Raw genomic sequence first — 23784 nt, forward strand, 5'->3', positions numbered from 1 at the left:
CGCTACTCCCTTCCGGCCATCAGCGTTCGGCACAGGCGCCCGCACACCGGTCGCTGACGGCCCCCAGGGTCGACTACCCGCTGTCTAGCTGGGTCAGGAGTCGGGCCCCTTCACGCTCCAGACAGGCCCGTTGACCATCGCCCTGGTGGGCTTACAGCACGGTGACCACACCGTCCCCACCCGCAGTGTGCCGTATGGTCCGCCATATGGGCGCACGTCTGGCCCGATAGCCGAGGGTGCACCTCATGGTTTCTCCGTCACCGTTGTGTCGCCTGAGTTGCCTCAGCCGGCGACGTCCTGCAGCGCGAGCGTCCATTGGTGATCGAGCTGAGAAGTAGGCGCGCCGCCGTGTGCGTCTGTTCGGCGGGGCGAACGCTCTTGTTCGCCTCTGACAGCCGAAGGGGAGGCGGGCCAACCGACACTCACGTTCCATCGGGCGCGGTGCTGGGACCACGCCTCGACCCGGGCGGCCTTGTCGGGGCCGGGTAGGGACGCGAACGCGGCGGCTCGCTGGATGGAGCGTCGTTCAAATTCCTGCGGCCCGATGGCTAGGCACCACTGGTCGTGGCGTTCCTGCTCGTTGAGGCCAAGCCGGCTCCTGTGTCGTGCCCAGCGTTCCTTGAGACGGCGCTGCTCATCGCTCGAGCATGCTGCGAACGTTGCTGCGTGGTGGCGAACTCGTTCGCGCCGCTCGGTGGGGGAGAGCGAGTTGATCCACGTGTCGTAGCGCGTTCGAGCCTTCTTGAGCTCCGTCGCGCACGCCGCGTTGTGCGCTCGCCGCCAGCTGGTGCCGGCACCGGTCCGGTAGGTGTGTCGTTCGATCGCGATCCGCTCCTCGGCGATGCGCTGCCGCTCTCGGGCGGCTTGTTGGGTTCGCGCGCTCGCGCTCGAGGCGTTGTCGAGGCTCAACGCCGGGCGGGCGACGTAGGTGCCGTCGGGTCTGCTGTGGGCCAGTCCGACCTGGAGCAACGCTGCGAGGTGTCGTCGGGTTGTCCGTTCCTGACTCGTCGTTGGTGACGCGTTGCGTGAGGCGGTGAGTCCTGCCTGTTGGGCCAACACCTGGAGGGGCAGGCCAGCGGGCCCTGCGGCCAGGAGGGCCCGCCACAGGCTGTGCGCCGGGGGGTTGAGGTGGTGCCAGAGGCCGGAGCGGTGGGGGGTGTGAGAAACAGGTGGTAAAGATTGCGACGCCCCGGTCGAAGGTGCCCGCGTTGTTAAAGTTGCGGCGATCTGCAGGAACCGGGCTGCAAGGCTGAATTCGTGGGATGAGCTCTCGCGACGTGTGGGGTCGAAGGCGGCGTGGACGCTCCCGAGCAGCTGAGCGCCGTGGGGCAGCGAGGCGGCATCGACGGCGCTGGAGTTGGTGTCGGCGGTGCCGCCGAGGGTGCGCAGTGCTGCTGCGACGGTGGGGCGAGACAGCCCGGTGTCGAGTTGAAGGTCGCGTTGTGGGCAGGGCACGCGCAGCGTGCCGGTGCGTGTCATGCGGTCGAGCAGGGTGTGGGCGACGAGGAGCGTGCTGTGGCGCTGGCGCGGGCCCCAGGTCCACTGCAGGTCGCCGAGCGCGGCGCGGGCATGTTCGACAGCGGCGCGAGTCTGCGCTGCATCGTCGGGGGAGGCGCTGGGGGAGGCGCTGGGGGAGCGCCCGTTGCCGTTGTGGGTGTCCGCGTCCGGCGCCGGCACTCCCGCAGGGCCCTTGGTGGCGAGTGCGTGGTTGGTGCGCCAGGTCGTGTCGGTGGCGACGGCGGTATTCCAGTGGAACTGGGTCCACCATGCTCGTCCGCGACTGCGGGCGTGTGTCATGGCTTCGGGGTGGGCGGCTTCGATGGTGTTCCAGGCCTCGTTGATGTCGTATCCGGCGCGCAGGAGCTCGGCGGTGGCGACGAGGTCGACCGCGGATGCTGACTGGTCGGTGCCGCCGACGATCGGTCGTACACCGTGAGTGAGGTAGGCGCGCCACAGGGCGGGCAGGTCGCGGCGTCGTCGGGCCAACGGTGCCAGGGCGACGACGGAGCCGCGGCGCGCGCGCGGCCGCGAGGAAGGGACGCCGCCGGCCGTTCCAGCGCTACCGCCGGTTCTCGCTGCCGGGTTCGGTGCCACGTCTGGCAACGGGTTTCGGGCGGGGTTTCGTGCCGTGCTGGGTGCCGCGGGGTTTGCGTGTGCGCCGGTGCGCGCGCGAGTGCCCTCGGTCGGTGGTGCGGGCTGCAGTCGGGCGTTGATCTGCGTCAGGTGCTGCTGTCGTTGCGCCAGGGGGCCTTCCGGCTTGGTGTAGCGGCCGGTGCGGTGGGGCGCGGAGAGCGGTCGGATGGCGGTGCGGGCCTCGAGGGCCTTGGCGGGCAGGGCGTGTTCGGTGCGCAGGTCGCGGATGTAGTCGGGGAGGCCGTGGGTGAGGTCGTCGAGCTGGTCGGGGGCGGCGAAGAGGTAGACGTGGGCACGGCCGTTGGCGCCGCCGGAGGGGCGGGTGAGGTGCCAGATGCCGTGCGCGGTGGCCCATCCGGTGAGTTGGTCCTGGACGCGGTAGCCGTGGGGCCCGTGGACGTCGATGTCGACGCCTCGGGCGTGGTCGACCAGGCGCCCGACGATGGTGGCGATGGGTCCGCGTTCGGCGCGGCTGGCGTCGAGGAGCTCGAGGCCGTGGGGGAGGTCGGCGATGACGATGCCGGGCACGGCGCGGTTGTGTGCGTCGATCGCGAACCAGTTGCCGGGTCGGAACAGGATCTCGTCGATCGCCGAGGTGGCGGGGCTCCAGGCAGGCCGGGGCGGGGGAGTGGTGGTGGCCATCAGGGCGTTCCCCCCGCGGTGGGGCGCGCGGGTGCGTCGGGCGTGGGCGTGGTGCGGGAGACCCGGCGGGGCGGGTGGGTGGGGGAGAAGGCGATGCCGCCACAGACGCCGGTGAGGCCCCAGGGGTCCTCGCCGCGGCGGTGAGCGGCGTCGAGTCGGAGCGCTTCGATGAGGCAGGCGGTTGCGTGGGGGCAGCGTTCACAGACCTCGGCCGCTTCGGCGGCGTGGTCGGTGAACTTGTCCGGTGTTGCCCGACAGGGTCGGGCAACACGCGACACGCGCGGTGGGTCGGTCAATGCCGATTTTGCGCGCGGGCATGCTGCTAGCATCGCGCTTGCCTCACTAATCGATGGTTGGCCCCGTTGATCTGAAGGCGTAACTGAGCCCCTCCCTGGCAGGAGAGCTCGAGGATCACCGTCTAGGCGGTGGCGGTTAGGACGAGTTGGCGCTCGAACTAGCCGAGTAACTCAAGACTTCCGAGGTCACCGTGTTGGCGCACGGTGGCCTCGAGTCATTTCAGGACGCGCTCTGCAGCGGCAGCTCCTCGTCGTCGTTGGGGCGTGCCGGTCCGTCGAACCACGTGGGGCGACCGTTGGCGTCGATCGCGGTGTGCTCGAGGATCAGTTCCAGGGCTCGTGCCTGGCTCACGCCGATGTAGTCGGCGATGGAGTCCACCTTCTTCTTCAGAGGCGAGTCGACCTTGGCGTACAGGTTGACCTTGTCCTGCACGGTGCCGCGCTGGCGGTACGGACGAGCCATGCTGTTCTCACCTCTTGGGTCCGGCGGGATTCCAATTGCGAAATCGGTTCGGGTCGGATCCTGCCGCCCGCTGGAGCTTCTGTCGCGTTCATCGGCTGCGTGTCGCGCGATTCCGATTGCGAAATCGGAACCGTGCGACGCGAGCCGCCGTGCCGGGGGAGCGGCCGGCGGGGGAGCGGGGAGAGGGGTGTGGCCCGTCGGGGCAGCACTGAGGGACGGTGTGCTGCTGGACTGGTCGTGGGAGGTGTGTCCGCACTGTGGTTCCGCCGTCCGGGGGGCGTCACTGCGCTTTGTCGGCCGCGACTGAGCAGGGGACGGCACCGCCGTGTTCCTGGTGCGCGGGGCTGGCGGCCGTCTCGGGGGCATGGGGATCAGCGCGTCGTCGCGACGCTTCGTGCCGGCGGGTCGTGGGGTCGCGTGCGGCGCGCCCCCCGTCTCGCGGGGGCCGCGGGTCGCAACGGTCGCGCGAGCCGGATCTGCGACACGCGGAAAAGCGGGTCGCAAAAGCGCCTCGCCCGGCAAACGGGCTGTTAGCATCCCTGATGTCTCTTTCGTAGCGTTTGGAGACATGACAAAGCCCCGGCAAAGGGCTTTCTGGTTTGAGATTCACCGTCTAGTGCGGTGGCGGTCAGCGAGGGTGGTGCCTCGGCTGGCCGAGTGGCTCAAGGGGCCCGTCGTTCACGCGGCGGGCCTCGAGTCATTTCATGAGGCGGTCTGCAGAGGCAGCTCCTCCTGACGTTCCTTCGGAGTCACAGGCAGCGACGTCTCCACACCGACCGCGTTCGCAACGAGGTAGGCGATGTAGTCGCTGTAGGAGATCCCCAGTCGCTGCGCGTCCTCCAGGACGCGGTCAGCGGCAGCGCGCGGGATACGTGTCATGAACGCGTGTCGATCGCCCTTGCTGCGTCGTCCTGCCATGAGCACCATCCAATCGGCGTTTCAGAAATGGTGCCGCATTTGTGCGGCGTGTCGCCGCCACCATTTCTGAAACACTTCTGAGTGACCGACGCGCTCCCCAACGCGCCGGCGCGCGCGTCGCGTGCCGCGTGTGGCCTCCCACCTGCCGCGCTGCGACAACGACGCTGTGACCGTGGCGGGGCGGCGGCGATGCGGCGCGCTGGGCCCGGGTGTCGCCTACGCCCCGGCTACGACGAGGTCACGGCCAGGAGTGGGCTCGAGTTGCTGACGCGGAGGCAGCTGCCCGACGCGTCGACGACACCCAAGGCGCCCGCCGCCGCCGAGGTCAGGCGGCCCTGCGGGGGCGCCGCCTTCAGGCGGGATCGGTGACGAAGTCCTTCAGCGCTGCGTGCAGCTCGGCTACGCGCTGTTCGTCGACGCGGTAGATGAGCAGGCGCGCGTCGGCGGGGGAGGGCTCCTCTACTAGCACTCCCGCGTCGTGGAGCAGCTTTGTGTTGACCGACGCCGCCCGCCGCGTGACACCGAGCGCTTGCGCTGCGTGCGCTTGCGGACCGGGGTGCTGGAGGTAGTGACGGATGAGATGGGCCCTCACGACTGATCCGAAGACCCGGGTCGCGATCTCGACGTTCACCGGCGTCTCCGCGGCGGTGACGACGACGACCTTGGGCACGGTCTCATTCTGCCCGACGTTGACATCGTCGCCCTCCCCGCAGTTAAGTCCCTTAAATGTGCACTTCTGCTAGCGTAGCGACTGGGCGCACGGTCGACAGTCCCCAGTTCACGATCAGAAATCCGTCTCGCGGTTGAGGCGAACTGTCCCTGGGGTCGTTTAGCGTGTGCCCGCCCATACGAACGTCTCGGGGGAGGATGGGCATGAGGATCTCGGGCTCTGTCCGGGTGCCGTCACGACCGGTGGTCCGGGTGGCGGGCCCGGTTCTCGACCGCGTCGCCGTAGTGGGCACCGCGGCGCTGAGCGGTGCGGCCGCATGGACGCGTCGCCCGCCGTCAGCCGCTGGCCGACGACGCCAGCCGCCTGGCATTGAGGCCCTGAGCCACCGCGGCCGCCACCTCGGCGGCCGCCCCCGGCCCAGGTCCACTCTGCGTCTTGCGCCGGCACTGTCAGCGCATCTGGCCGCGCCATGTCCAGCACGCAGCGACTCGCAACAACTCGGGAAGAGAGTCAGCAATGGCTAGAGGTTCTGAAGATCCCTTCGCGCTTTTCGACGGCGCGCAGCGATACCGCAGCTACCACGAGAATGCCGGTGAACCGAACAGTCCCTCAGCGGGTCTGCCGGCACCGGGCCACCGGCCCGTCGAGGACACGACGGACGGAGCGCCTGCGAGCGTCCGGCCGCTGAGACTGGCATCGCCGCCGGTCGAGCCGTCGCTTCCCGAGGTCGCGGCTCTGCCGATTGCGGCGACCGGGGTGCCGGCGGCGCCGCGTCGACCGTCGATGTTCCGGCGGCGTCGGTTCCCGACCGCGGACGACCGCGCGGCGCTGGCGGCGCACGAGATGCGGGTGCGCCAGTGGACCTCGGCGCGGTCACGCAACGTGCTGATCGCAAACACCAAGTCGTCAGGCAAGACCATCACGTGCCTCGTGCTCGGCGGTGTCCTCGCCTCAATCCGCGGCGGGTCGGTCGCTGTCACCGAGGCCACCCCGATGGCGGGCGACCTCGCAGCGCGGGCCGAGGGGTGCCCCGACCTCGGCTTGGGCGAGTTGGTCCGTGTGATCCACGACGTGCGGAGCATCGGCGAGCTCTCGGCCTTCACAGCGCCACAGAGCTCGCACGCCACAGTGATCGGCTCCCCGAGCGTGCGGGGTCCGCTGCGGGCCGGCGACATCGTGGCGGTGCGGCGGCTCCTGGACACCTACTACGCGCTCACGGTGACCGACACCGCGAACTCCACCAGCGAGAACGCCTTCGGTGCCGCGCTGAGCTCCACCGACGCCGTGGTCATCCCCGTGACGTGCTCGCTGGCCTCGATCCGAGGCGCCTACAACACCCTGCAGGCGATCTACGAGCGGCGCAGCCAGTCCTCGCTCGAGCAGCGCGTCGTGATCGTGGCGACCCGTGACGGCGGGCCCGAGGACCCGGCGCTGCGCGCGGAGTTCCTCCCGCGTCTGCAGCAGCTCGGGCACCCCGTTATCGAGGTGCCTTTCGACCCCGCGCTGCGTGACGACAGCCGCGAGCTGTCCCTGAGCGACCTCAGCGAGCGCTCCCGCTACGCCTGGACCGCCGTGGCCGCCGCGGTGGTCGACGCGCTCTCCACGGCCCCTGGCGACCCGCTCATCATCAATCCCTCGTCGAGCGAGAACGGCGAGACCACCAACCGCACCACCCACCTCGGAGGCTGACCATGGAAAACCCCATCGAAGGACTCGCGCCCGACTTCTCGATCTTCGGTGCCGAATTCACCCAGCTGTGGCAGAAGCTCTTTCTTGCCGTCTGGGCGCTCTGCATCCTGGTGGCCATCTTCTACCTGGTCATGGGCATCGCCCGGTCCTCAACCGCCCAGACGACCGGACACCCCACGCAGGTCAGCGAGGCCCGCGCACAGGCCAAGACAGCCGGAATCGCGCTCGTCGGCCTCGCCGCCATCGTGCCCATCGTCGGCGCGATCCTCTTCGTCGTCGGCTGATTCCACGGAATCACCCCCGGCTCACCACCCCTCTCGGGAGAACTCATGGCACGTCGTACCCAGGGCCCACCAGCCTTCGCCACCGCCCCGGCCTCCAAGGCTCGCTGGCTGATCGTCGCCTTGGTCGTAGCGCTCATCGCTGCGACCGCGACGGCGGTGTGGGCGATCACCCGGCCCCAGAGCGGGGGAGGGGCCGAGCCAGCGGCCGAGCAGAGCACCGAAGAGGCGCCCGTCTCCGACGACGCCGGGCCCGCAGACGGGTGCCTCGGCGGCCTGGACCCCACGACGGCCGTCACCGCCGCCCAGGAACAGGCGCCACTCACAGCCGAGGGCGCCGCCGCGTTCACCGCGACCTTCCTGCGTTGGCTGATCCAGTACCCCCGGCCTACAGACGACGTTGAAAGCACCGGAGGCCGAATCGCCACCGAGGACGCGCTCGAAAAAATTCAGGCGGCCGTTGCCAACATCCCGAGTGAGGGTGCCGTCGCGGACGGCTCTCGTGTGCGAGCAAGCACGCTCGCTCAGCGCTACGAAGTCGTCGTGCTTGAGGACGATCGCGCCGTCGTTGCGACAACCATCCGCCTGGTCGACGAGAGCGGTCTGGAGGAGCCGGGCGAAACGGTCGCCTTCGTGGAGCTCGTCGCCGAGCAGGGGAAGTGGTTGATCGACTTCTGGCCCACCGACGGCGAGATGGACGCAGCTGGCCTGCCCGTCGGTCAGGACGAGCAGCAGGACTACAGGGAGTACCTGTTCACCGAGGGCACCCCGTACGAAGGAGTCTGCTGATGCGGGGCGTCGCTCGATTCCTCAGTCTCTTCACTGCCACCTTGTTCTTGACCTGGGCGGCGACCGGCTCGGCGAGCGCCGCACCGGGCGCCGCCGGAGAGGCGGTTGTTCAGCGGGCCGCCGAGCCCCGGAGCGGGGTGTGCGGTATCGCCGGCGGCATCGGCCTGGGGGGCCTCTGCGATGACGCCGCCGGCGCGGTCGGTGGGGTGGCTGGCAACTTGGCGGGCGGTGGCGCTGACGTAGCGGAGACGGTCGGCGAGGTCGGCGACGCGGTTGGGCAGACGATGGAGTTCTTGTCGGACCCGCTGTACTACCTCGCGTCGGCGGCTCAGGACGGCGCGCACAGCCTGGCCACGGAGGTGCTTCCGGCCATGCAGTCGGCGCTGCAGCCCGACTTGTCGCTGGAGTGGTGGACGGACGCGTACATGGTCACGTTCGCGCTGGCGATCTTGATGTGGCTGATGCAGTTGCTGTGGGCGTTCGCGCAGACCGCCCGGGGACAACTGGGGTCCGACGGCCTGGCGGGCGTGATCGGGGAGCGCACGCCGCTGTTCTTCCTCGGGGCGCTGTTCGGACCTGCTGTCGGGGTGTTCGCGTTGCAGGTGACGGGCGCGCTGACGCGCTCGATCATCGAGATCTTCTTGGGTGACGGGACCGCGGACGGCGCGTCGGCGTCGGGCTTGGGTGAGCTGATCCAGTCGACCGACCCAGACCAGATGCCAGGCAAGGACTTCGTGGCGCTGATCCTGTTCTCAGTGATGGCCCTGGGCCTGCTGTTCGTGATGTTCACGTTGGCGATCATGCTCGTGACGCTGTACCTGTCCGGGATCGCGTTCCCGCTGGTGTGGTCGTGGGTCACGAACCCTCAGCACGCCGCGATGGGCTGGAAGGTCGTGCACGTGTGGGCGGGCATCCTGCTGGCTCAGCCGCTGCTGTTCTTGATGCTGGGCGGCGCGATCCGGCTGGCCTCGAGCGCGCTGCTGGAGGGCCAGATCGGCGGGACCTCGGACGATGACGGGGATGGCCTGGCGACCATGGTGGCTCTCCTGGTGGCCATTGTGGCGCTCTGGATGGCCGCAGCGACTCCGACGCTGCTGATGAAGTTCGCGCCGCTCACACCCTCGGACAGCGGCGGCCAGGGCGTCGGCATGCGCGATCTTGCGCCCGCGATGGGCGCCCTCGGGGGCTCGCTGGCATCGGCCTCCGGGCGGCTGAGGGGTGGCGGAGGCGGAAGCCGGTCCGGTGGAGGCGGCGGGCTCGGCGGCACCAAGGGCGACCCGAGCGGCGGGCGGGCCTTAGAGAACTCGCTGCGCAGCACGGGGCACCAAAGCGGGCCGGGCCCGGACAACGGCCCGGGAGGCGGAACCGGTCGCGGCGATGACGCGAGCGCCGGTCCGGGCGGGATCAACACCGGTCAGGGCGGCGGGTCCCGTGGAGGGTCCTCGGAGTCGGGGACTCGGAGCATGGGCAAGGAGCCCGGCTCGTCGAGCGGAGGTACCGGCTCCCAGGGCGGTCCGGGACCCGAGAGCGGCGGCGCGGACCAGGGTGGTCGAGGTGAGGGCGAGCAGGGTCTGGTCGGTGTCTCGACCGGCCCCGGGGGCTCGAGAAGCCCTGGTAACTCCAACGGTTTAAGCGGTTCGGGGGGGCGCCACAGTGCGCCCGCTCCGGCGGCGCGACCGTCGGGTGCGCCGTCGGCGAACGGCGGGTCGGCTCGGAGGGCGGCAGCGCCGGGCGCTCCGCCGCTGCCGACGCCTCGCAACCGTGAGGACGGCCAGCGATGAGCGCGGCGGACTGGACGCGGCCGGCGGCCGAGTTGGACCGTCGTTGGCTGGGGGGCGAGGCCGGGCACCGGTCTCTGCTCGGCTCGGGGCGGGTCAACCGGGAGCGCCGGATGGTGCTCTACGGGGCGGGCGGTATCGGCCTGGTGCTGACCATGTACCTCGGTGCGACGGGGCTGGTGCTGACCGTGGTGCTGCTGGTTGTCGCTGCTGCGGCGACGGCGCGCTCGCGCACGGGCAGCAGGCTCGACCGGGTCCGCAGTTGGCGGCGTTGGCGTCAGCAGTGCAGTAGCGGGACCGACGTGTTCATCCCCGTGATCCGTCGCCCGGCCGGGGTCTTGGAGGCGGTCAGCGCGGGCAAGCCTGACGCTGAACAGCGCCGCACGTTCAACGCCTACCGGGACAACCCCGACGGCGCGGAAGGGATGACGTGGCTGCACGCACGGCCGGGGGCGCCGGGCATCGTGTGGCACTACCCGACCGGCGAGGACGCCTGGCTCTCGGTGGTGTTCGAGCTGGACGGCGCGGTCGCTGGACTGCAGAGCAACGACACCCTCAACGCCCGCACCCGCGCGTTCGGCCGGCTGCAGGCGCAGTTCGGGCCAGGCACCGCCCTCGCGCGGCGGCTGCAGATCATCACGCGCCTGCACCCTGTCGACACCGCGGTGTACGAGGCGTGGGCCGCGAACGAGATCGACCCCGACGCCCCCCGCGAGCTGCTGGAGTCCTACGCCGAGGTCCTCTCGCGGCTGGGCACCGGTGGGCTTCGTCAGCGCCACTACGCGGTGGTGCGCTGGCCGCTGACCCCGGACTTTTTGGCGGCTGGTCGGTCCTACGGTCCGAACCAGCAGGGCTGGCTGTGGCTCATGCGCGAGCAGATCGATCTGGTGTGGCGCCAGCTGGCGGACGCGGGTCTGGGGCCCAGCTCAGCGTTGTCGGCGGCGCGGGTCGCGGCGGTGCTGCGCCACCTGCAGCACCCGTCGTGGCCCGTCGACCAGGCCGGCGACGTCAACCCGTTCGACATGTGGATGCCGAGCCGGATGCAGCGCACGTACGTCGCGGTCACCGACAACGACCCCGAGGGCCGTGAGCGGACGTGGCTGCACCGCACCGCGGTGGTGCCGATCGACTCGATCGACACCGCCTCGAGGGACGCGCTGTGGATGTTGCCGATGCTGGTGCGGATGCAGGAGCACGTGGTCCGCACGATCTCGGTCCAGCTCGAGGGAGTCCCGCAGGAAGTCGCCCGCAAGCGCGCCAGTGAGGACCTGTCCAGCGACTTGGCCGACGACATCTCGCGGCAGCAGGCCGGGAAGCTCGATGACGGCCGCCTGGGGGTGGCGGCCGAGGCGTCGAACGCCCGTCTGCGTGACCTTGAGCCGGGTCGCGGCACCGAGGGTCTGGGCTGGGCGATGCACATCACCGTGTCGGCCGAGTCGGTGGACGCTCTGCGCGCCTCGTGCGCGCACATGGAGTCGGCGGCCCGCCGCTCTGGCATCGACAGCCTCCAGTGGCTCGACACTCAGCACGCTGCAGCGCAGGCCTGCACGTGGCCGCTGGCCCGCGGGATGCGACCCAACGGCGCCGGGGGGTTCCTCCGCGGCCTGCTCGGGGGCGACAACAAGGGACAGGAGCAGCCGCTGTGAGCACCGACCTTCCCACCCGGCCAGGGAGCCGCCCGCAGCCGCGGACGGTGGGTGATTCCACGGAATCACCCACCCGTGCGCGTAGCCGGGCGGCCACGACCGCGACTGCGGGCGGGGGACGCGGCGCCGCGGCGGACGGCGCCGTGTCCCGCGGCGATGGTCGCAGCGGCGAGCCGAGACGGCGCACGCTGTGGCCGACTCGGCTGCGTCGCTCGACGGGTGCACCGACGCCCGGCAGCGAGGTGGACACCGAGGACGACAGCAACGTGGGCCGGCTGGACCCGCCCGCTCTTGAGGGGCCGCAGGTCCGGCGGGGGCGGCGAGCGGGGACGGGCTGGTACGCCCCGCTCGTCGATCCCGCCCCGTCGACCACCCGGCAGGGCGAGATCCTCAACCCCGCACTGATCGGGTCGCCCACCGACGAGGAGGGCATCCCGATCGGCAGCGACCTGCTCTCGGGCAGCCCGGTGGCCCACGACCCGTTCACCGCGTACCGCCTCAAGCGGATCACCAGCCCGTCTGTGGTCGTCCTCGGGGCGATCGGCTCGGGCAAGTCGAGCCTCATCAAGACCGTGTACGTGGTGCGGGCGATCACCCTGAAGCAGCGCCGCGCGATCGTGCTGGACCGCAAGGACCAGGACGGTGAAGGGGAGTACTCCGCGCTCACCCGCGCCTACGGCGGCAGCCTGTTCCAGATGCGCGTGGGTGAGGGCGGGACGCGGCTGAACCCGCTCGACCCGCACATCCGCGAGGTGCTGGGCGCGGCCGGGCAGTACGAGTTGCTGCTCGCCATGGCCACGCGCGCCAACGGCGGGGAGGCCCTCGACCACCGCTGGGAGGCGCCGGCGCTGCGCGTCGCGCACCGCCGCGCCCTGGGGCTGGCCGAGGCCGAGGGGCGCGACCCGGTGATCTCCGACGTGATCGGGTTCCTCGGGGTGATCGACGGCGTGGGGGCGTGGCGGGACTACTCGCCGGCCGCGCGGGAGCGGATGCACCAGGCGGGCCTGGGCATGCGCCACCTTCTCGAGGCGACGCTGGCCGACCAGCTGCAGGGGCTCTTCGATGGCCCGACGTCGTCGAACGTGTCGCTGGACTCGCGGCTGACGACGTTCGACATCAGCCAGTTGCCCCAAGACGGTCCGGCGATGGGCCTGGTGCTCGCGGTGGCGCACTCCTGGACGCTCGGCACCTTGCGCAAGGAGCGCGGGATGGCCACGAACTTCGTCGCTGAGGAGGGCTGGGACATGGTTGCGGGCCCGATCGCTGAGCACATGAACGCCAGGCAGATGCTCGCCCGCGGCCTGGGGCTGTGCAACGTCGCGGCGCTGCACCACCTCTCTCAGATCCCGGAGGGTTCCAAGGCGCTGTCGCTGGTGAAGGAGCCCGAGACGGTCCACATCTACCGACAGGACCGCGCCGACGACATCGCCGCCTGCGCGCGCGTTTTCGACCTCGACGAGTCCGCGCGCCAGATGCTTCCGCAGCTGGAGCAGGGCACGCACCTGCTCAAGATCGGCAACCGCCAGCCCGTTCACGTCGACCACGTCCGCTCCACCCTCGAGGAGCGGCTGACCGACACCGACGGCGCGATGCTGATGACCAGCCGCCAGGCCGGCCTGCCTGACGCAGACGCCGGGTCCGACGCTGGGGACGCCGCGGGGGCTGACGCGTGAGCGGCCGCGGGGGCCGCGGGGCACCGGTCGGTCGCTCGACCCGGCGACCGCTGACCCCGGAGGAGGTCAACACCCGGCTGGGGCTCGCCTGCGGCGGGTTCGTGGCCGTCGTGCTGGGCTGCTGGTACGCGGCTGTGGCCACCACGGTGGCCGGCGTGGGGTGGGGCTACCTCGACTTCTTGGAGACGCTGCGAGCGCTGGTGAGGGCGCAGCCTCTCGCCGGCATCCGCACCCTCGAGGGCGAGGCACCCGGCCCGATGTGGCCGCTCGTGACGTTCGGCGCGTACCTGGTGCTGGCGCTCGTGCTGCTCGTGTGGGCGTGGCGGGCGACGTCGCGGTGGCGGCGGCGTCGCGACGGGGCCGGGTTCGCGCAGCGCCACGAGATCGAGCGTGACCTGGGCGAGCGCAAGGCGCGCAGCGACGCGGCCTTCACCCGCCCGACCCTCGACGCCGGGCAGCGGCGCCGCACGGACGTGGCCGACCTGGCGCTCGAGCTGGGCCGTGACGTCCGCACCGGTGCGCGGGCGTTGGTCGGGTTCGGTGACCACGTGGCCGTGATCGCCCCGACCGGCGGCGGGAAGACGTCGCGGCTGATGGTCCGCGCCGCCATGACCGCGCCCGGGGCGCTGGTCGTGACCGCGAACGAGGTCGGGCTGCTCGACCTCATCGCCACCAGCCGCGCCGCGCGTGGGCGGGTGTGGGTCTTCGACCCGCTCAACCGCACGCACTGGCCCGAGCCGATGACGTGGGACCCCGTCGCCGGGTGCGAGGACGGCCGCAAGGCACTCGAGCGCGCCCAAGCGTTCGCTGCCGGCATCGGCGCCGATGGGAGCGCCTCGACGAACGCGGGCTTCTTCAAGGCCAACGCCGCGATCGCGCTGAAGGCGATGCTGCACGCCGCAGCGCTGGGCGGCCGCGAGATGAGCGACGTCCTCACGTGGGCGGTCAACCTCGACACCCAGGCCCGGATCGCCTCCGAGATCATCCGTGGCAGCGACGACGAGCGTGTCGAGCGGGGCTGGGCCTCAGCCCTCGACAGCGTCTCCAGCGGCGCCGACGAGACGGTCGCCTCGTCGCGCCAGACCCTGCAGCAGGCGGTCGACCCGCTGACGCTGCGCGAGGTCAGCCGCTGGGTGACGCCCGCCCCGGGCGTCCCGGTGTTCGACCCCGCCGCCTTCGTGACCTCCACCGACACTCTGGTGCTGATCTCTGACGACTCCTCCTCGACCAACGTCGGCCCGCTGTGCACCATGCTCTTCCAGGAGGTCGTCGACGCGGTCAAGGAGTACGCACCGCTCGCCGAGCACGGCAAGCTCGACCCGCCGATGCGGATCGTGGGCGACGAGTTCGCCAACGTCGCACCGATCGAGAAGGCCCCCGAGATGTCCTCGGAGGTCCGCAAGCTCGGCGTGCAGATGATCCTGGCCTTCCAGTCGCTGCGGCAGCTGCGGATGCGCTGGGGCCCCGATCGTGGCCCGGCGCTGCTGGAGAACATGGCCGTCGAGCTCGTGCTCCCCGGCTTGAAGGACGTCGACGGCCTCAACCGCTACGAATCCCTCGTCGGCCGCGTCGACGTCGCCTCGTTCACCAGCACGTTCAGCGCGGGCCAGACCGGCTCAGGCGGCTCGTACTCCGAGCAGGAGCGCCAGGCGCTGCGCGCCGACGAGATCCGCCGACTGCGCGACGGCACCGCGCTGCTGGTCTGGCGCAACGCAGCGCCGGCGATCGTCGAGATGACGCCCTGGTACGAGCGCGACGACGCCGCGCAGGTCAAGGCCGACGCGGCCGCGACAGCACGGCGTCGCCAGCAGCACCACCACCAGGAGAAGGACCGCCAACGCACCGGCCAGCAGAAGAGCAGGCCCGCATGAGCGAGGTCCCCGCCGGCGACCGCCTCGACGCCCTTGAGGAAGACGTCGAGCAGTTGCACCAGGCCACCGCGGACCTGATGGCGGCCAACGGTGTGCTTGAGGGCAGCGTGTCCCGCCTCGCCACGGTGCTGGAGAACGGCGGCGCCACCACGGGCGCGGCGCGGGCCTCCGGCCGCGCCGTCGACGACAACGGGGTGGACGGTGACGACGGTGACGCTGTCGCTGGCTGGTGGTCGGACCATGCCGACGGCCAGGACTGGAGCGACCTGGCCGACTGGGTCGACCACCTAGTCACCGTGCTCCTGCCCGGCATCACCCCGGCCCTGGTCCCGTGCTGGCCCCAGCACCCCGGCGCGGTCGAGGACCTCGCCGCCGCCCGCGGCGCATGGGAGCGCGCCGTCGAGGCCGACGAGCTGAGCACGTGGATCGACCGGACCCTCGTGCCGCTCGTCGAGCGGTTCGCGTGGTGGTCCACGCGCTACTGCAAAGACGGCCACCAAGACCAGCCCCCGGCCCGGGCGACCGACCGCTCTCACCTGTCCACCTGAACCGACCGCACGACTTCTAGGGGGAACGTCGACATGAACTGGTGGTCTCGGGAACCACTCACCAGCCGACTCATCAACCGGCGCACCGAGCAGAGCACGACGCGCCGCTCGCTGGCGTTCCGCGCGTCTCGTGGGGGTGCTACCGCCGCGGTGGTGCTGTTCCCTGTGCTCGTCTTCGGCGGGTGCGGGGCGCAGGACCAGGCGGGTGATTCCGCGGAATCACCCGCCACGACCGCGTCGGACTCGCGCTCGGTGGGCACGTCGTGGCGCCCCTCAGACACGGCCAGCGGGCCCGCTGGCGGCACCGGTGACGCGGGTGAGGAAGCGCCAGCTCTGGACGGCGTCCTGCCCGCCGCGGCGGACCCGCAGGCCGCTGTCGAGCCCGCCCGGGCGGCCCTGGCCGCGTGGGCTCGACCCGACCTCCCGCACAGCCAGTGGTGGGCCGGATTCTCGCCGTACCTGAGCGAGCGCGGCGTGGCCGCGTACGAGGCCACCGATCCGACCGTGATCCCGGCGCTGCAGGTCGCCGGGCCGGCGCGGCTGGCGCCGCCGGACGAGTCCGGGCAGACGGTCGTCGACGTGACGACCAGCCAGGGCGTCTTCGGCGTGCAGATGGTGTGGGTTGGTGACGGGTGGGCCGTGGACCGGTTCTACTTCCCCGGCAGCCCGAGGGAGTAGCGGCCCGTGCCTGCACCCCTGGCCGCTGTCGCGGCGGCCGCGAAGACCGCAGCCAAGAGCAAGGCGACCGGAGGCCTGTTCAAGTGGGCGCTCGCGGGCGGCACGATCCTCGCGCTCGGCGTCGCCGGGTTCTTCGTGGTCCTCATCGTCGGCATCAGCCGCCCCGACTTCTCCACGGCCTCGAACGCGTGCGGGGTCGGTGCGGCCGACTCCGCAGTGAGCGTCAGCAACGTCCCGGCCGGCGGGATCGGGCGATGGGACCCCGAGCAGGTCGCCAACGCCGCGGCGATCATCGCCGCCGGTGAGGAGATCCCCGTACCGGCGCGTGCCCAGGCCATCGCGGTGATGACCGCGATGGGCGAGTCCAGCCTGAAGGTCATCGACTACGGCGACAACGCCGGCCCGGACTCCCGCGGGCTGTTCCAGCAGCGCGCCAACGGCGCCTGGGGCAGCTACGAGGAGCGGATGGACCCCCGCATGTCCTCGATCAACTTCTACGAGGCCCTGCTGCGCGTCGAGGACTGGGAGACCATGGAACCCACGCTCGCCGCGCACAAGACACAACGCAACGCCGACCCCTTCCACTACGCCCCGCTGTGGGACGACGCGGTCGACCTCATCACCCAGATGACCGACGCCGGCGTCGAGGTCCTCGAGGCCGGCCAGCCCTGCTCCGGGCTCAACGTCGCACCCGGGCAGGTGACCTACCCGGTCGCCAACGGGGTCTCGATCGATCGACAGAACTGGGGCAACTCCGGCGGCAACTGGGCCCGCGCCCACACCGGCACCGACTTCTCCCTGCCCTGCGGTGAGCCGGTCTACGCCGCCCACGCCGGCGTCGTGCGCACCGACCCCTCACAGAGCGGCTGGGCCGGCCCGAACTTCATCAAGATCGAGACCGGACCCGACTCCCTCACCACCTGGTACTCCCACATGGCCGCCGCCAACGTCGCCGACGGCGACCAGGTCCGATCCGGGCAGATCGTCGGCTACGTCGGCTCCCTCGGCAACAGCACCGGCTGCCACCTCCACTTCGAGGTCCACCCCACCAACGGCTCCATCTACGCCGACAACATCAACCCCTCGACCTGGCTGCGCAACAACGCCGGCCGCACCCTCACCCCATGACCTTTTACACCTTGAACGAGCAACGGGGGCGCCATATCGGCGCCCCCGTGCTGTCATCACCTACCGGAGAGAGAGCCAGGCCGAACGGCCGTCAGCCAGCCGGGCGGTACGTACGCGTCGAGATGGGCCGCGTCGATGCGGCGCCGGTCCGACCACGAGGTCTCACGCGCTCCGACCGCCGTCACCCGGCCGACCTCCATCAGCGAGCCAACGCTCGAGCGCGACCGGGTCTCCTCGTTCATGCAGGATCCCGGCCCCGTGATCGCCACGATGTCGTGGACCCGCGACCACGTCACGGTGGCGTCCTCGCCGCTGGCGTGAGCGGACAGGCCGCTGCTCAGGACCTTGCTGGGCAGCTTCAGCCCTGTCCGACTTGCGCGCTGAGGGCGCTCTCACGGATGACGAATTCGACGAAGGCCGAAGCCACGCTCCTGAGCCAGCCGAGTTCGCCCGAACACACGTGGCCAGGACCCAAGTAGCACGGCAGAACCAGGACCAGGACCAGGACCGCGATGCGCCCGCTCCCAAGCTCTCAAAGAGAGGCTGACATGCTGAACATTTCTCCCCGTATGCTCCCAGCGTGAACGAGGAAGATCACGGCGCCCGACCGCTGCCGCCTCTCCCAGCGCGAGCTGGAGTGGGCCGAACCGCGGCCCATCACGATCGTGTCGCAAACTGGGGGTGTCTGGCGGCTCTCGTCGGACTCGTTAGCACGATTGCCGGTTTCGTCCTAGCCTTCAACACAGACAACGGTGCTTTCTTCGGCTTTGTCTTTCTAGGCGTCTTCCTGCTGTTTGGCGGCGGCCTTGCTTCCGCAAACGCAGAGGAGCAGAAACGCATCGCTTTGAATCTCCCCAAGCCGCCTGCGAAGGTTGAACCGCCATACGACGAGGTTTCCGTCACCAAATGGCGAGGAATCCTTCGATACACCAAAAGTCCTGTGATCGTACGTTGTCAGCGGTGCAAGGCTACGCGAGTAGACCAGGACCCTGCACTTGCGAACACCATTGCCCGCTCGCAGGGTCTTTCCAATCGCATGATTGATTTCGGCACGGCTGCCCAGGGCATTGGCGGCTCCATGACCCCGCTCGGTGGCAGCAAAACTCAAGCGGCGCATTCACATCGCGCAGCGCGGGACAATGAACTCATTACGCTCTACCAAGCAATGGGTTGCCGCGCATGCGGCAGCGCCGAGGTAACCCTGCAGATCCAGCGGTGAGGCGGCGCCCGACTCGTCGAGCTGCCCCCCGGTAGCCGGTGTCCGCGTTCCCCCGACGCGACCGCTGCGGACCGGGGGGGTGGGGCTGCCTTGGGAAGTCGCCGACGCTGAAATCCATTCGACGTGACGCACGACCGGTGTGAACTATCGAGGGGACAGGCGTGACCGACATTGAGAACGACGACCAGGGCGTACCGAAGATGCGCGCCGACGCGTGTCGTTGGCCCGAGGAACGCATCGAACAGATTCGCCTGCTCGCCGACGCCCTGACGCGTGAAGGCGACTTAGTGAACGCTTCCACCCTCCTGTACGGGGTCATTCCTGTCATCGAGGGATGGCCGACGATGATGGAGGTGATTGCCGAGTCATCGGGCCGACGCGTTCTGCGCGACCATTCCGGTGACACCTGGGTCGCCGTCCCCCTCGGTGACGTGCGCCTAGACAGGTTCGGCAGCCCGAGCCGATGGCGCGGGCCAGGTGTTCCGGGTGGCTCTGGCCAGGTTCCGGCGCCGAGTGCAGAAAGGGTCCAGCCGGGCGACACCCCCGACTAACTGTGGACTGAATGGCTTCGCGTCCACCGCGCACGGCCGAGCCGGCTGGGCACCGAGCGGTCGGCGGGCGCGGGTCGGAACCAGGGGGCAGCTTGACCTTGACGCGTTCAAGCTGACAGGTGGGTAAGGTCCGGCGTGACGTGACCCGTCGACCGGGCTTCACCTGGACGTCTTACGCCGACCGGCGGGGGTCGGGGTGAATGTCACCGGCCCGGTCAGCCGGGGCAGCGGATGGCGCCAGAGATGGTGGACTCAGCGATCTCAGCGTGCCTGTCGAGAGCCCAGACGGGCTGGACGATGACCTGTGCGCTGAACCAGATCTCCGACTGGTCTTCCGACCACCCCCACTTGAGTTCCTTGGCGATCCCGTCGACCGGCGGGCGGGTGTCATGAGCATTGCTGCCGTGACCCTCGAACAGGTCGCCGTCGTCTGTGGACGAAAACTCGACCTCGACGATGGGGCCGCGGCCGTCGTCCTGGCTGCTGACGGATACACCGACGTACACCTGCTCACCATCGACGCCCGCGCGCTTCGCCTCGATCTCTCCGGACGTGGCGCGGAAGTGCCACAGCCGGTAGCCGCGTGAGTCACCGGTGTACTGCGCACACTCGGTGTGGGACTCGGCCAGTCCGATGGGTACGACGAGGTCCGCCTCCCACGGGCCTCGTACCTGGGCGCGGGCGCCGAGATGCGCTGGGAGCGGGGGAAGGAACGAGGACGCGATGCGCGTTTGCATCGTGCCCGCGAAGTACTCGAACCGGCTCTGCGCAGAGGGCGTCTCGGAAGCAGGACTCGTCGGGGAGGCTTCAGAGCTGAGCGCTGCGCCCGGCGTGGGGCTGGTAGTTGCAGGAGACGATGCGTTGGGCGGGGTCGACGAGGGCTCGGCGGGGCGGGTCTCCGGGTCGTCCGTGTGCGCGGTTTCGGAGTTGTCTGTCGGCGGGGAGCAACCTTCCACGACGACGGCGAGGCCCAGAGCGACGCCGGTCACCGCGGTCGCAATCGACCGGCTGCGAGACTGGACGTGGAGTCGGCGTGAGCGCATTCAGATAGCGTGACCGATCCAGGCCGAGTCGTCCTACGTTCCGGCCGCAATGGCCCCCTTCTCCCGCCTCGGCAGATGCGCCAATAGTTGCCTTATGTCAAGCGCAGGAGTCCGGCCTGGACTGTGCTGCTTCCTCCTCCCTGGTAGACCGCTGCTCAGGCCGATCTGCACTACTGCGGGCCGGACGCCATCGCCCATCTAGGTGGTCTGACCCAGAACGTGCCCGGAGCATCTCGCGGTCTCATAAGGTTCGGGGTATGGCGAACAACGTAGAGAACGGTCCCGACCCGAGGGATCCCAAGGCCCGGGCCAAGGCGGACAAGGCGTACGCGAAAGCCTCCCGTCCTTGGTACAAGAAGAAGCGGTGGTGGGTGGCTGGCGTGCTGCTCATCGCGATCATCGGCGGTGCGGCCGGCGGCGGCGCCACCGAGGACACCAGCTCTGACGAGGCTGACGACTCCACCTCCCAGGACAGCGACAACAACACTCCTAGCCCCGAGACGTCTGAGACCACCTCGCCGGAGCCCGAGCCGGAGCCCGAGCCGGAGCCCGAGCCGGAGCCCGAGGCGGTTCCGGTCGAGGCCGCGGTCATGCTGGCCGATTTCGAGAACAACGAGGCCGCTGCCGACGGCAAGTACAGCGGCAAGACGCTGAGGATCACTGGCGTCGTCTCCACGGTTGACACCGAACTGCTCGACGCCGACGAGTACATCGTCAACATCGGCAGCGGAAGCGACTACGAGTTCCTGACCGTGAACTGCGACGACCAGTCTTCTGGCGACGTGGCGTCTCTGAACGCGGGCGACCCCATCACTGTGGTCGCCGATTTTGAGGACGGCGGGGACCTCGGCGTCGAGCTCGAGAACTGCACGATCGTCTGAGTACAACCTTTCTCTGGCTCTCCCCTCTGCGGGGGAGAGCCAGAGACATTTCGGGCGCGTCCCGAACGGACCAGCTGAGGGTCCCGCGACATTGTGGCGCTCCACCTCTAGCTTGCTGAGGCGACGTCCCGCCAACGGCGAGCGTTAGACCCGTTGACGCCGTGGTCTGGATGACCACTGTTCGGGCTGACGACGCACGGCCTGGCGTTAGCAACCTCGTTTTGCCACGTCGACCCTGACCATCCTGTCGTTCACGGCGTGCACCTCACATACGACGAAGTTGGCTTCGACGAGCACGCCGAACGCAACGTCGGTCTCGCCGATCGTGACCTCGATCGCCTCGTCCTTAAGTGTGGCTCGGGCGTCCACCAGGTTCATGCCAACGACGTCGGGGCCTGCGGGCTCTTCCCCTCCACAGGCGGTTAACGCGAGCATGCACGCTGTCAAGACGACTGCCGTTACGCGACTGCTAAACATTGATCCTCGAGAAGTTCGGGGGGTCCAGCAACGAGGGTAGGCCAATCTTCGACAAGCGGTGGGGCAAATAGCTGTGCCACAGGGCTCTCGCCGAGGCACATGACCACCCAGCTCGTGATGTGCAGGCGTCCGCCAATCTCGATTGGTGTGGCACCCAACTGTCCCGCAGACAACCACCCAACCAGTGCCCGTTGTGATCATGGTCGGCCGCGATATCGCAGGCGGTAGGACGGCAGCGGCTCCGGCCCGCAACGTGAGTCGAACCTACAGTGCGAGACGTGGCGGGTGGGCTCGCACAGCGACGGCACAGCGGGGCCATCCGGAGAGTCGCTGACTGACCACCACCCCGCGTCCGTCTATCAGGTAGTCCGCCACTCGTGCCGGCTCTTTGCGCCGGCCGCCCGCTCTGCTCGGTGCTGCAAGTGTGAGGTGCCTGCAGGTCGCACCCAATTTGGGTCTACGTCCCAAGGTGGCATTGGGCCCTTGTTTGGCTTGGCGGTGAGGTGCCATCCGTCGCACACGTCGCAGGGATAGACACGAACCGGTTGGCGGCCTGGCTTGTCGTCCGAACTCGGCTTGGCGAGGATTCGTTGAAGAGCAAGACGCGCGACTGCTTGGTCCCCGTAGTAGGCCTTCCGGCAATCCCGCACCGCAGGAGTCTGTCACGATCGGGGCCGCTTGGTTCACAGTTCACAAGCACTGGTTGGCCGGTAGGGCGCTGAGGGCCCCGACGAGCGCCAGGGTGTTGATCACCAGCGTGCCGAGCTCTACATGCTCGCCGGCGTCGCTGGCGCCGGCGAGGGACAGGGCGGCCACGCGCAGGCTCGATCCTGCATGCGTCGACTTTCAGCACCGTACCGTGCCCCATTGAGGGATCCCCTACCGGGATACTCCCGCCGAGGCAGCGACGTCGCGCGCTTGAGCCACATCGGCCGTCCCGTATGACCCGTCCGGAGAGCATCCCGATGAGCGGGGCCTATACGGAATAGTGTCGATCCCGTGCTCATCGGATACGCGCGGGTCTCCACCAGCGGCCAAGACCTCACCGCCCAACGCGACGCCCTCCAGGGCCTCGGCGTCGACGAGGCCCGGATCTACGTCGATCACGGCCTCACCGGCCGCAACCGAGAGCGACCCGGGCTCGTCGCGGCACTCGCGGCCTGCCGGGCCGGCGACACCCTGGTGGTGACCAAGCTCGACCGGCTGGCCAGGTCGATCCCGGATGCCCGCGACATCGCCAGCGAGCTCACCCGGCAGAACGTCCGACTCTCGCTCGGCGGGTCGATCCATGACCCCGCCGACCCGGTGGGCAGGCTGCTGTTCAACGTGCTGGCGATGGTCGCGGAGTTCGAGGCCGATCTCGCGGCCGCCCGGACCCGTGCGGGCATGGCGATAGCCGGCCAGAAGGGGCGCCTGAAGGGCCGCCAGCCCAAGCTCACCCCCGCGCAGGAAAAGCACCTGGTCAAGCTGCACGAGTCCGGTGAGCACACCGTCGCCGAGATCGCTGGCTTGTTCGGCGTCGGACGTTCGACGGTCTACCGCGCGCTCGAGCGAGTGAGGGCATGAAGCGCCTACGTTCGACTGCATGACTGCGACAGAGCCGACGAGCGAGGAACTTGCCGAGGCTGCAGCTGAGCTCGTGCGGTTGTGGCACACGCGAGCGGAGATCAACCCAGACCGACACCTCGATCGCTACCACGATGCTCGCCTGCATACCGTGAGTGGCCTGGCGGCACACGCCTACCGCACCGGCGAGGTCGCTGACCGGCTCATCCGCGAAGGACTGTGGCTGGAGAGCGCCCCACTCATCCGCACTTCCTATGAGTGCGCCATCACCGCACAGTGGACCGCGCTGGTGCCAGATGGCGCGGAGGCCATCCTGAACGAGGACTACCGCTCACGGCGCACGATGGCCGCCACCCTCAAGCGGTCACAGTTCTGGGCGGCATCCGGTCTTCGGGTGCCCGATCCAAGCGACGAGGGCCACGCGTCTTACTCCAACGCGCAGGCCCGCAACTTTGAGCAGATGTGCGACGACCTCGAACCAGGAGGTTCCGAGGCCTACACCTACTACCGGACTTTGTGCTGGTTCAGTCACCCCACCAACTACGTGATCGACCGCTATACCGAGAAGGAGATGCCGCCGCTCAAGTTGCGAAGAACCCCACGGGGCGACGACGAAACGAGCCACACGTTGCAGTACTTCGGTGTCTCGGCCCTCGTTGTGGCCGCCGCAGCGCTGAACCACCTCGACGCCGACAGCGCCCACGGAGCCGCGATCGCGCAGGTTGCCGCGCGTGTTGCGGTGGCGGCTGAGATGCGCCTGACGAGTAAAGCTCTTGCTCGAGTGAACGCAACGCCCTAGTGCGAGCAACAGGCGGCGTTGAGGTGCTCCTCGACACGCCGGCCG

23 protein-coding genes are annotated in these 23784 nt (G+C 69.7%); 16 read left to right on the forward strand and 7 right to left on the reverse strand.

All coding sequences use genetic code 11. From position 1 onward, the window contains the following. Positions 1 to 282 precede the first annotated feature (282 nt). The 4 genes from KK617_RS09935 to KK617_RS09950 all read right to left on the reverse strand — a co-directional run bounded on the left by KK617_RS09935 (position 283) and on the right by KK617_RS09950 (position 5122). A complete protein-coding gene (locus tag KK617_RS09935; protein WP_277499831.1) occupies positions 283 to 2775 on the reverse strand; it encodes a hypothetical protein in 2493 nt (830 codons plus the stop codon). Positions 2776 to 3291: 516 nt separating this feature from the next. After that, on the reverse strand, positions 3292 to 3534 hold the full coding sequence (locus KK617_RS09940; RefSeq protein ID WP_277499832.1) for a hypothetical protein: 243 nt from the start codon (positions 3532 to 3534) through the stop codon (positions 3292 to 3294). Between the two features lie 702 nt (positions 3535 to 4236). Continuing rightward, positions 4237 to 4452, reverse strand: a complete 216-nt coding sequence (locus KK617_RS09945) for a hypothetical protein (protein ID WP_277499833.1) — start codon at positions 4450 to 4452, stop codon at positions 4237 to 4239. A gap of 352 nt (positions 4453 to 4804) precedes the next feature. Further along, complete coding sequence (locus KK617_RS09950) at positions 4805 to 5122, reverse strand: helix-turn-helix domain-containing protein (protein WP_277499834.1); 318 nt, start codon at positions 5120 to 5122, stop codon at positions 4805 to 4807. Positions 5123 to 5638: 516 nt separating this feature from the next. Between KK617_RS09950 and KK617_RS09955 the strand changes: the two genes are divergently transcribed. The 13 genes from KK617_RS09955 to KK617_RS10015 all read left to right on the forward strand — a co-directional run bounded on the left by KK617_RS09955 (position 5639) and on the right by KK617_RS10015 (position 18973). Beyond that, positions 5639 to 6811 (forward strand): hypothetical protein, encoded by a 1173-nt coding sequence (locus tag KK617_RS09955; RefSeq protein WP_277499835.1) that lies wholly within the window; start codon positions 5639 to 5641, stop codon positions 6809 to 6811. Positions 6812 to 6813: 2 nt separating this feature from the next. Next, positions 6814 to 7095, forward strand: coding sequence for a hypothetical protein (locus KK617_RS09960; RefSeq protein ID WP_277499837.1), 282 nt, complete (start codon positions 6814 to 6816; stop codon positions 7093 to 7095). 45 nt (positions 7096 to 7140) lie between these two features. After that, positions 7141 to 7881, forward strand: a complete 741-nt coding sequence (locus KK617_RS09965) for a hypothetical protein (RefSeq protein WP_277499838.1) — start codon at positions 7141 to 7143, stop codon at positions 7879 to 7881. Continuing rightward, positions 7881 to 9662, forward strand: a complete 1782-nt coding sequence (locus tag KK617_RS09970) for a hypothetical protein (protein ID WP_277499839.1) — start codon at positions 7881 to 7883, stop codon at positions 9660 to 9662. The genes KK617_RS09965 and KK617_RS09970 overlap by 1 nt, the downstream gene beginning before the upstream one ends. Further along, entirely contained in the window at positions 9659 to 11305 is a 1647-nt protein-coding gene (locus tag KK617_RS09975) for a hypothetical protein (RefSeq protein ID WP_277499840.1), read from the forward strand. The genes KK617_RS09970 and KK617_RS09975 overlap by 4 nt, the downstream gene beginning before the upstream one ends. Positions 11306 to 11547: 242 nt before the next feature. Next, entirely contained in the window at positions 11548 to 12978 is a 1431-nt protein-coding gene (locus tag KK617_RS09980; protein ID WP_277499841.1) for a hypothetical protein, read from the forward strand. Continuing rightward, positions 12975 to 14849 (forward strand): type IV secretory system conjugative DNA transfer family protein, encoded by a 1875-nt coding sequence (locus KK617_RS09985; protein WP_277499842.1) that lies wholly within the window; start codon positions 12975 to 12977, stop codon positions 14847 to 14849. The genes KK617_RS09980 and KK617_RS09985 overlap by 4 nt, the downstream gene beginning before the upstream one ends. Continuing rightward, the gene (locus KK617_RS09990; protein WP_277499843.1) at positions 14846 to 15397 is read left to right on the forward strand and encodes a hypothetical protein; all 552 of its coding nucleotides are present in this window, start codon (positions 14846 to 14848) and stop codon (positions 15395 to 15397) included. The genes KK617_RS09985 and KK617_RS09990 overlap by 4 nt, the downstream gene beginning before the upstream one ends. Positions 15398 to 15430: 33 nt before the next feature. After that, the gene (locus KK617_RS09995; protein ID WP_277499845.1) at positions 15431 to 16075 is read left to right on the forward strand and encodes a hypothetical protein; all 645 of its coding nucleotides are present in this window, start codon (positions 15431 to 15433) and stop codon (positions 16073 to 16075) included. A gap of 6 nt (positions 16076 to 16081) precedes the next feature. Then, entirely contained in the window at positions 16082 to 17203 is a 1122-nt protein-coding gene (locus tag KK617_RS10000; RefSeq protein ID WP_277499846.1) for a M23 family metallopeptidase, read from the forward strand. Between the two features lie 135 nt (positions 17204 to 17338). Beyond that, a complete protein-coding gene (locus KK617_RS10005) occupies positions 17339 to 17524 on the forward strand; it encodes a hypothetical protein (protein ID WP_277499847.1) in 186 nt (61 codons plus the stop codon). A 259-nt stretch (positions 17525 to 17783) separates the two neighbouring features. Continuing rightward, the gene (locus tag KK617_RS10010) at positions 17784 to 18422 is read left to right on the forward strand and encodes a hypothetical protein (protein WP_277499848.1); all 639 of its coding nucleotides are present in this window, start codon (positions 17784 to 17786) and stop codon (positions 18420 to 18422) included. 161 nt (positions 18423 to 18583) lie between these two features. Next, positions 18584 to 18973 (forward strand): hypothetical protein, encoded by a 390-nt coding sequence (locus KK617_RS10015; RefSeq protein WP_277499849.1) that lies wholly within the window; start codon positions 18584 to 18586, stop codon positions 18971 to 18973. Between the two features lie 215 nt (positions 18974 to 19188). Here the strand turns inward: KK617_RS10015 and KK617_RS10020 are convergent, their stop codons facing one another. Continuing rightward, the gene (locus KK617_RS10020; protein WP_277499851.1) at positions 19189 to 19962 is read right to left on the reverse strand and encodes a hypothetical protein; all 774 of its coding nucleotides are present in this window, start codon (positions 19960 to 19962) and stop codon (positions 19189 to 19191) included. 311 nt (positions 19963 to 20273) lie between these two features. Between KK617_RS10020 and KK617_RS10025 the strand changes: the two genes are divergently transcribed. Then, entirely contained in the window at positions 20274 to 20897 is a 624-nt protein-coding gene (locus KK617_RS10025) for a hypothetical protein (RefSeq protein WP_277499852.1), read from the forward strand. Positions 20898 to 21104: 207 nt separating this feature from the next. On the opposite strand, the gene KK617_RS10030 is transcribed toward KK617_RS10025, so the two are convergent. Together KK617_RS10030 and KK617_RS10035 are read right to left on the reverse strand one after the other, a co-directional pair. Further along, the gene (locus tag KK617_RS10030) at positions 21105 to 21275 is read right to left on the reverse strand and encodes a hypothetical protein (RefSeq protein WP_277499853.1); all 171 of its coding nucleotides are present in this window, start codon (positions 21273 to 21275) and stop codon (positions 21105 to 21107) included. 789 nt (positions 21276 to 22064) lie between these two features. Continuing rightward, positions 22065 to 22190 carry a hypothetical protein gene (locus KK617_RS10035; protein WP_277499854.1) on the reverse strand — a complete coding sequence of 42 codons (126 nt, stop codon included), beginning with the start codon at positions 22188 to 22190 and terminating at the stop codon, positions 22065 to 22067. 183 nt (positions 22191 to 22373) lie between these two features. Between KK617_RS10035 and KK617_RS10040 the strand changes: the two genes are divergently transcribed. Beyond that, on the forward strand, positions 22374 to 22940 hold the full coding sequence (locus KK617_RS10040) for a recombinase family protein (protein WP_277499855.1): 567 nt from the start codon (positions 22374 to 22376) through the stop codon (positions 22938 to 22940). A gap of 19 nt (positions 22941 to 22959) precedes the next feature. Then, positions 22960 to 23739, forward strand: coding sequence for a DUF5677 domain-containing protein (locus tag KK617_RS10045; RefSeq protein WP_277499856.1), 780 nt, complete (start codon positions 22960 to 22962; stop codon positions 23737 to 23739). The last annotated feature ends 45 nt before the right edge of the window (positions 23740 to 23784 follow it).

Source organism: Nocardioides sp. ChNu-99 (genome assembly GCF_029493445.1).
In the GTDB taxonomy this organism is placed as follows: domain Bacteria; phylum Actinomycetota; class Actinomycetes; order Propionibacteriales; family Nocardioidaceae; genus Nocardioides.

Excerpts from the sequence above, each read along its gene's own strand:
- KK617_RS09975 (WP_277499840.1), top strand. The coding sequence starts at position 9,659 with ATGAGCGCGGCGGACTGGACGCGGCCGGCGGCCGAGTTGGACCGTCGT.
- KK617_RS09945 (WP_277499833.1), bottom strand. The coding sequence starts at position 4,452 with ATGGCAGGACGACGCAGCAAGGGCGATCGACACGCGTTCATGACACGT.
- KK617_RS09995 (WP_277499845.1), top strand. The coding sequence starts at position 15,431 with ATGAACTGGTGGTCTCGGGAACCACTCACCAGCCGACTCATCAACCGG.
- KK617_RS09965 (WP_277499838.1), top strand. The coding sequence starts at position 7,141 with ATGGCACGTCGTACCCAGGGCCCACCAGCCTTCGCCACCGCCCCGGCC.
- KK617_RS09940 (WP_277499832.1), bottom strand. The coding sequence starts at position 3,534 with ATGGCTCGTCCGTACCGCCAGCGCGGCACCGTGCAGGACAAGGTCAAC.
- KK617_RS10005 (WP_277499847.1), top strand. The coding sequence starts at position 17,339 with ATGCGGCGCCGGTCCGACCACGAGGTCTCACGCGCTCCGACCGCCGTC.
- KK617_RS09990 (WP_277499843.1), top strand. The coding sequence starts at position 14,846 with ATGAGCGAGGTCCCCGCCGGCGACCGCCTCGACGCCCTTGAGGAAGAC.
- KK617_RS10045 (WP_277499856.1), top strand. The coding sequence starts at position 22,960 with ATGACTGCGACAGAGCCGACGAGCGAGGAACTTGCCGAGGCTGCAGCT.
- KK617_RS10030 (WP_277499853.1), bottom strand. The coding sequence starts at position 21,275 with ATGAACCTGGTGGACGCCCGAGCCACACTTAAGGACGAGGCGATCGAG.
- KK617_RS09955 (WP_277499835.1), top strand. The coding sequence starts at position 5,639 with ATGGCTAGAGGTTCTGAAGATCCCTTCGCGCTTTTCGACGGCGCGCAG.
- KK617_RS09960 (WP_277499837.1), top strand. The coding sequence starts at position 6,814 with ATGGAAAACCCCATCGAAGGACTCGCGCCCGACTTCTCGATCTTCGGT.
- KK617_RS10025 (WP_277499852.1), top strand. The coding sequence starts at position 20,274 with ATGGCGAACAACGTAGAGAACGGTCCCGACCCGAGGGATCCCAAGGCC.
- KK617_RS09970 (WP_277499839.1), top strand. The coding sequence starts at position 7,881 with ATGCGGGGCGTCGCTCGATTCCTCAGTCTCTTCACTGCCACCTTGTTC.
- KK617_RS09935 (WP_277499831.1), bottom strand. The coding sequence starts at position 2,775 with ATGGCCACCACCACTCCCCCGCCCCGGCCTGCCTGGAGCCCCGCCACC.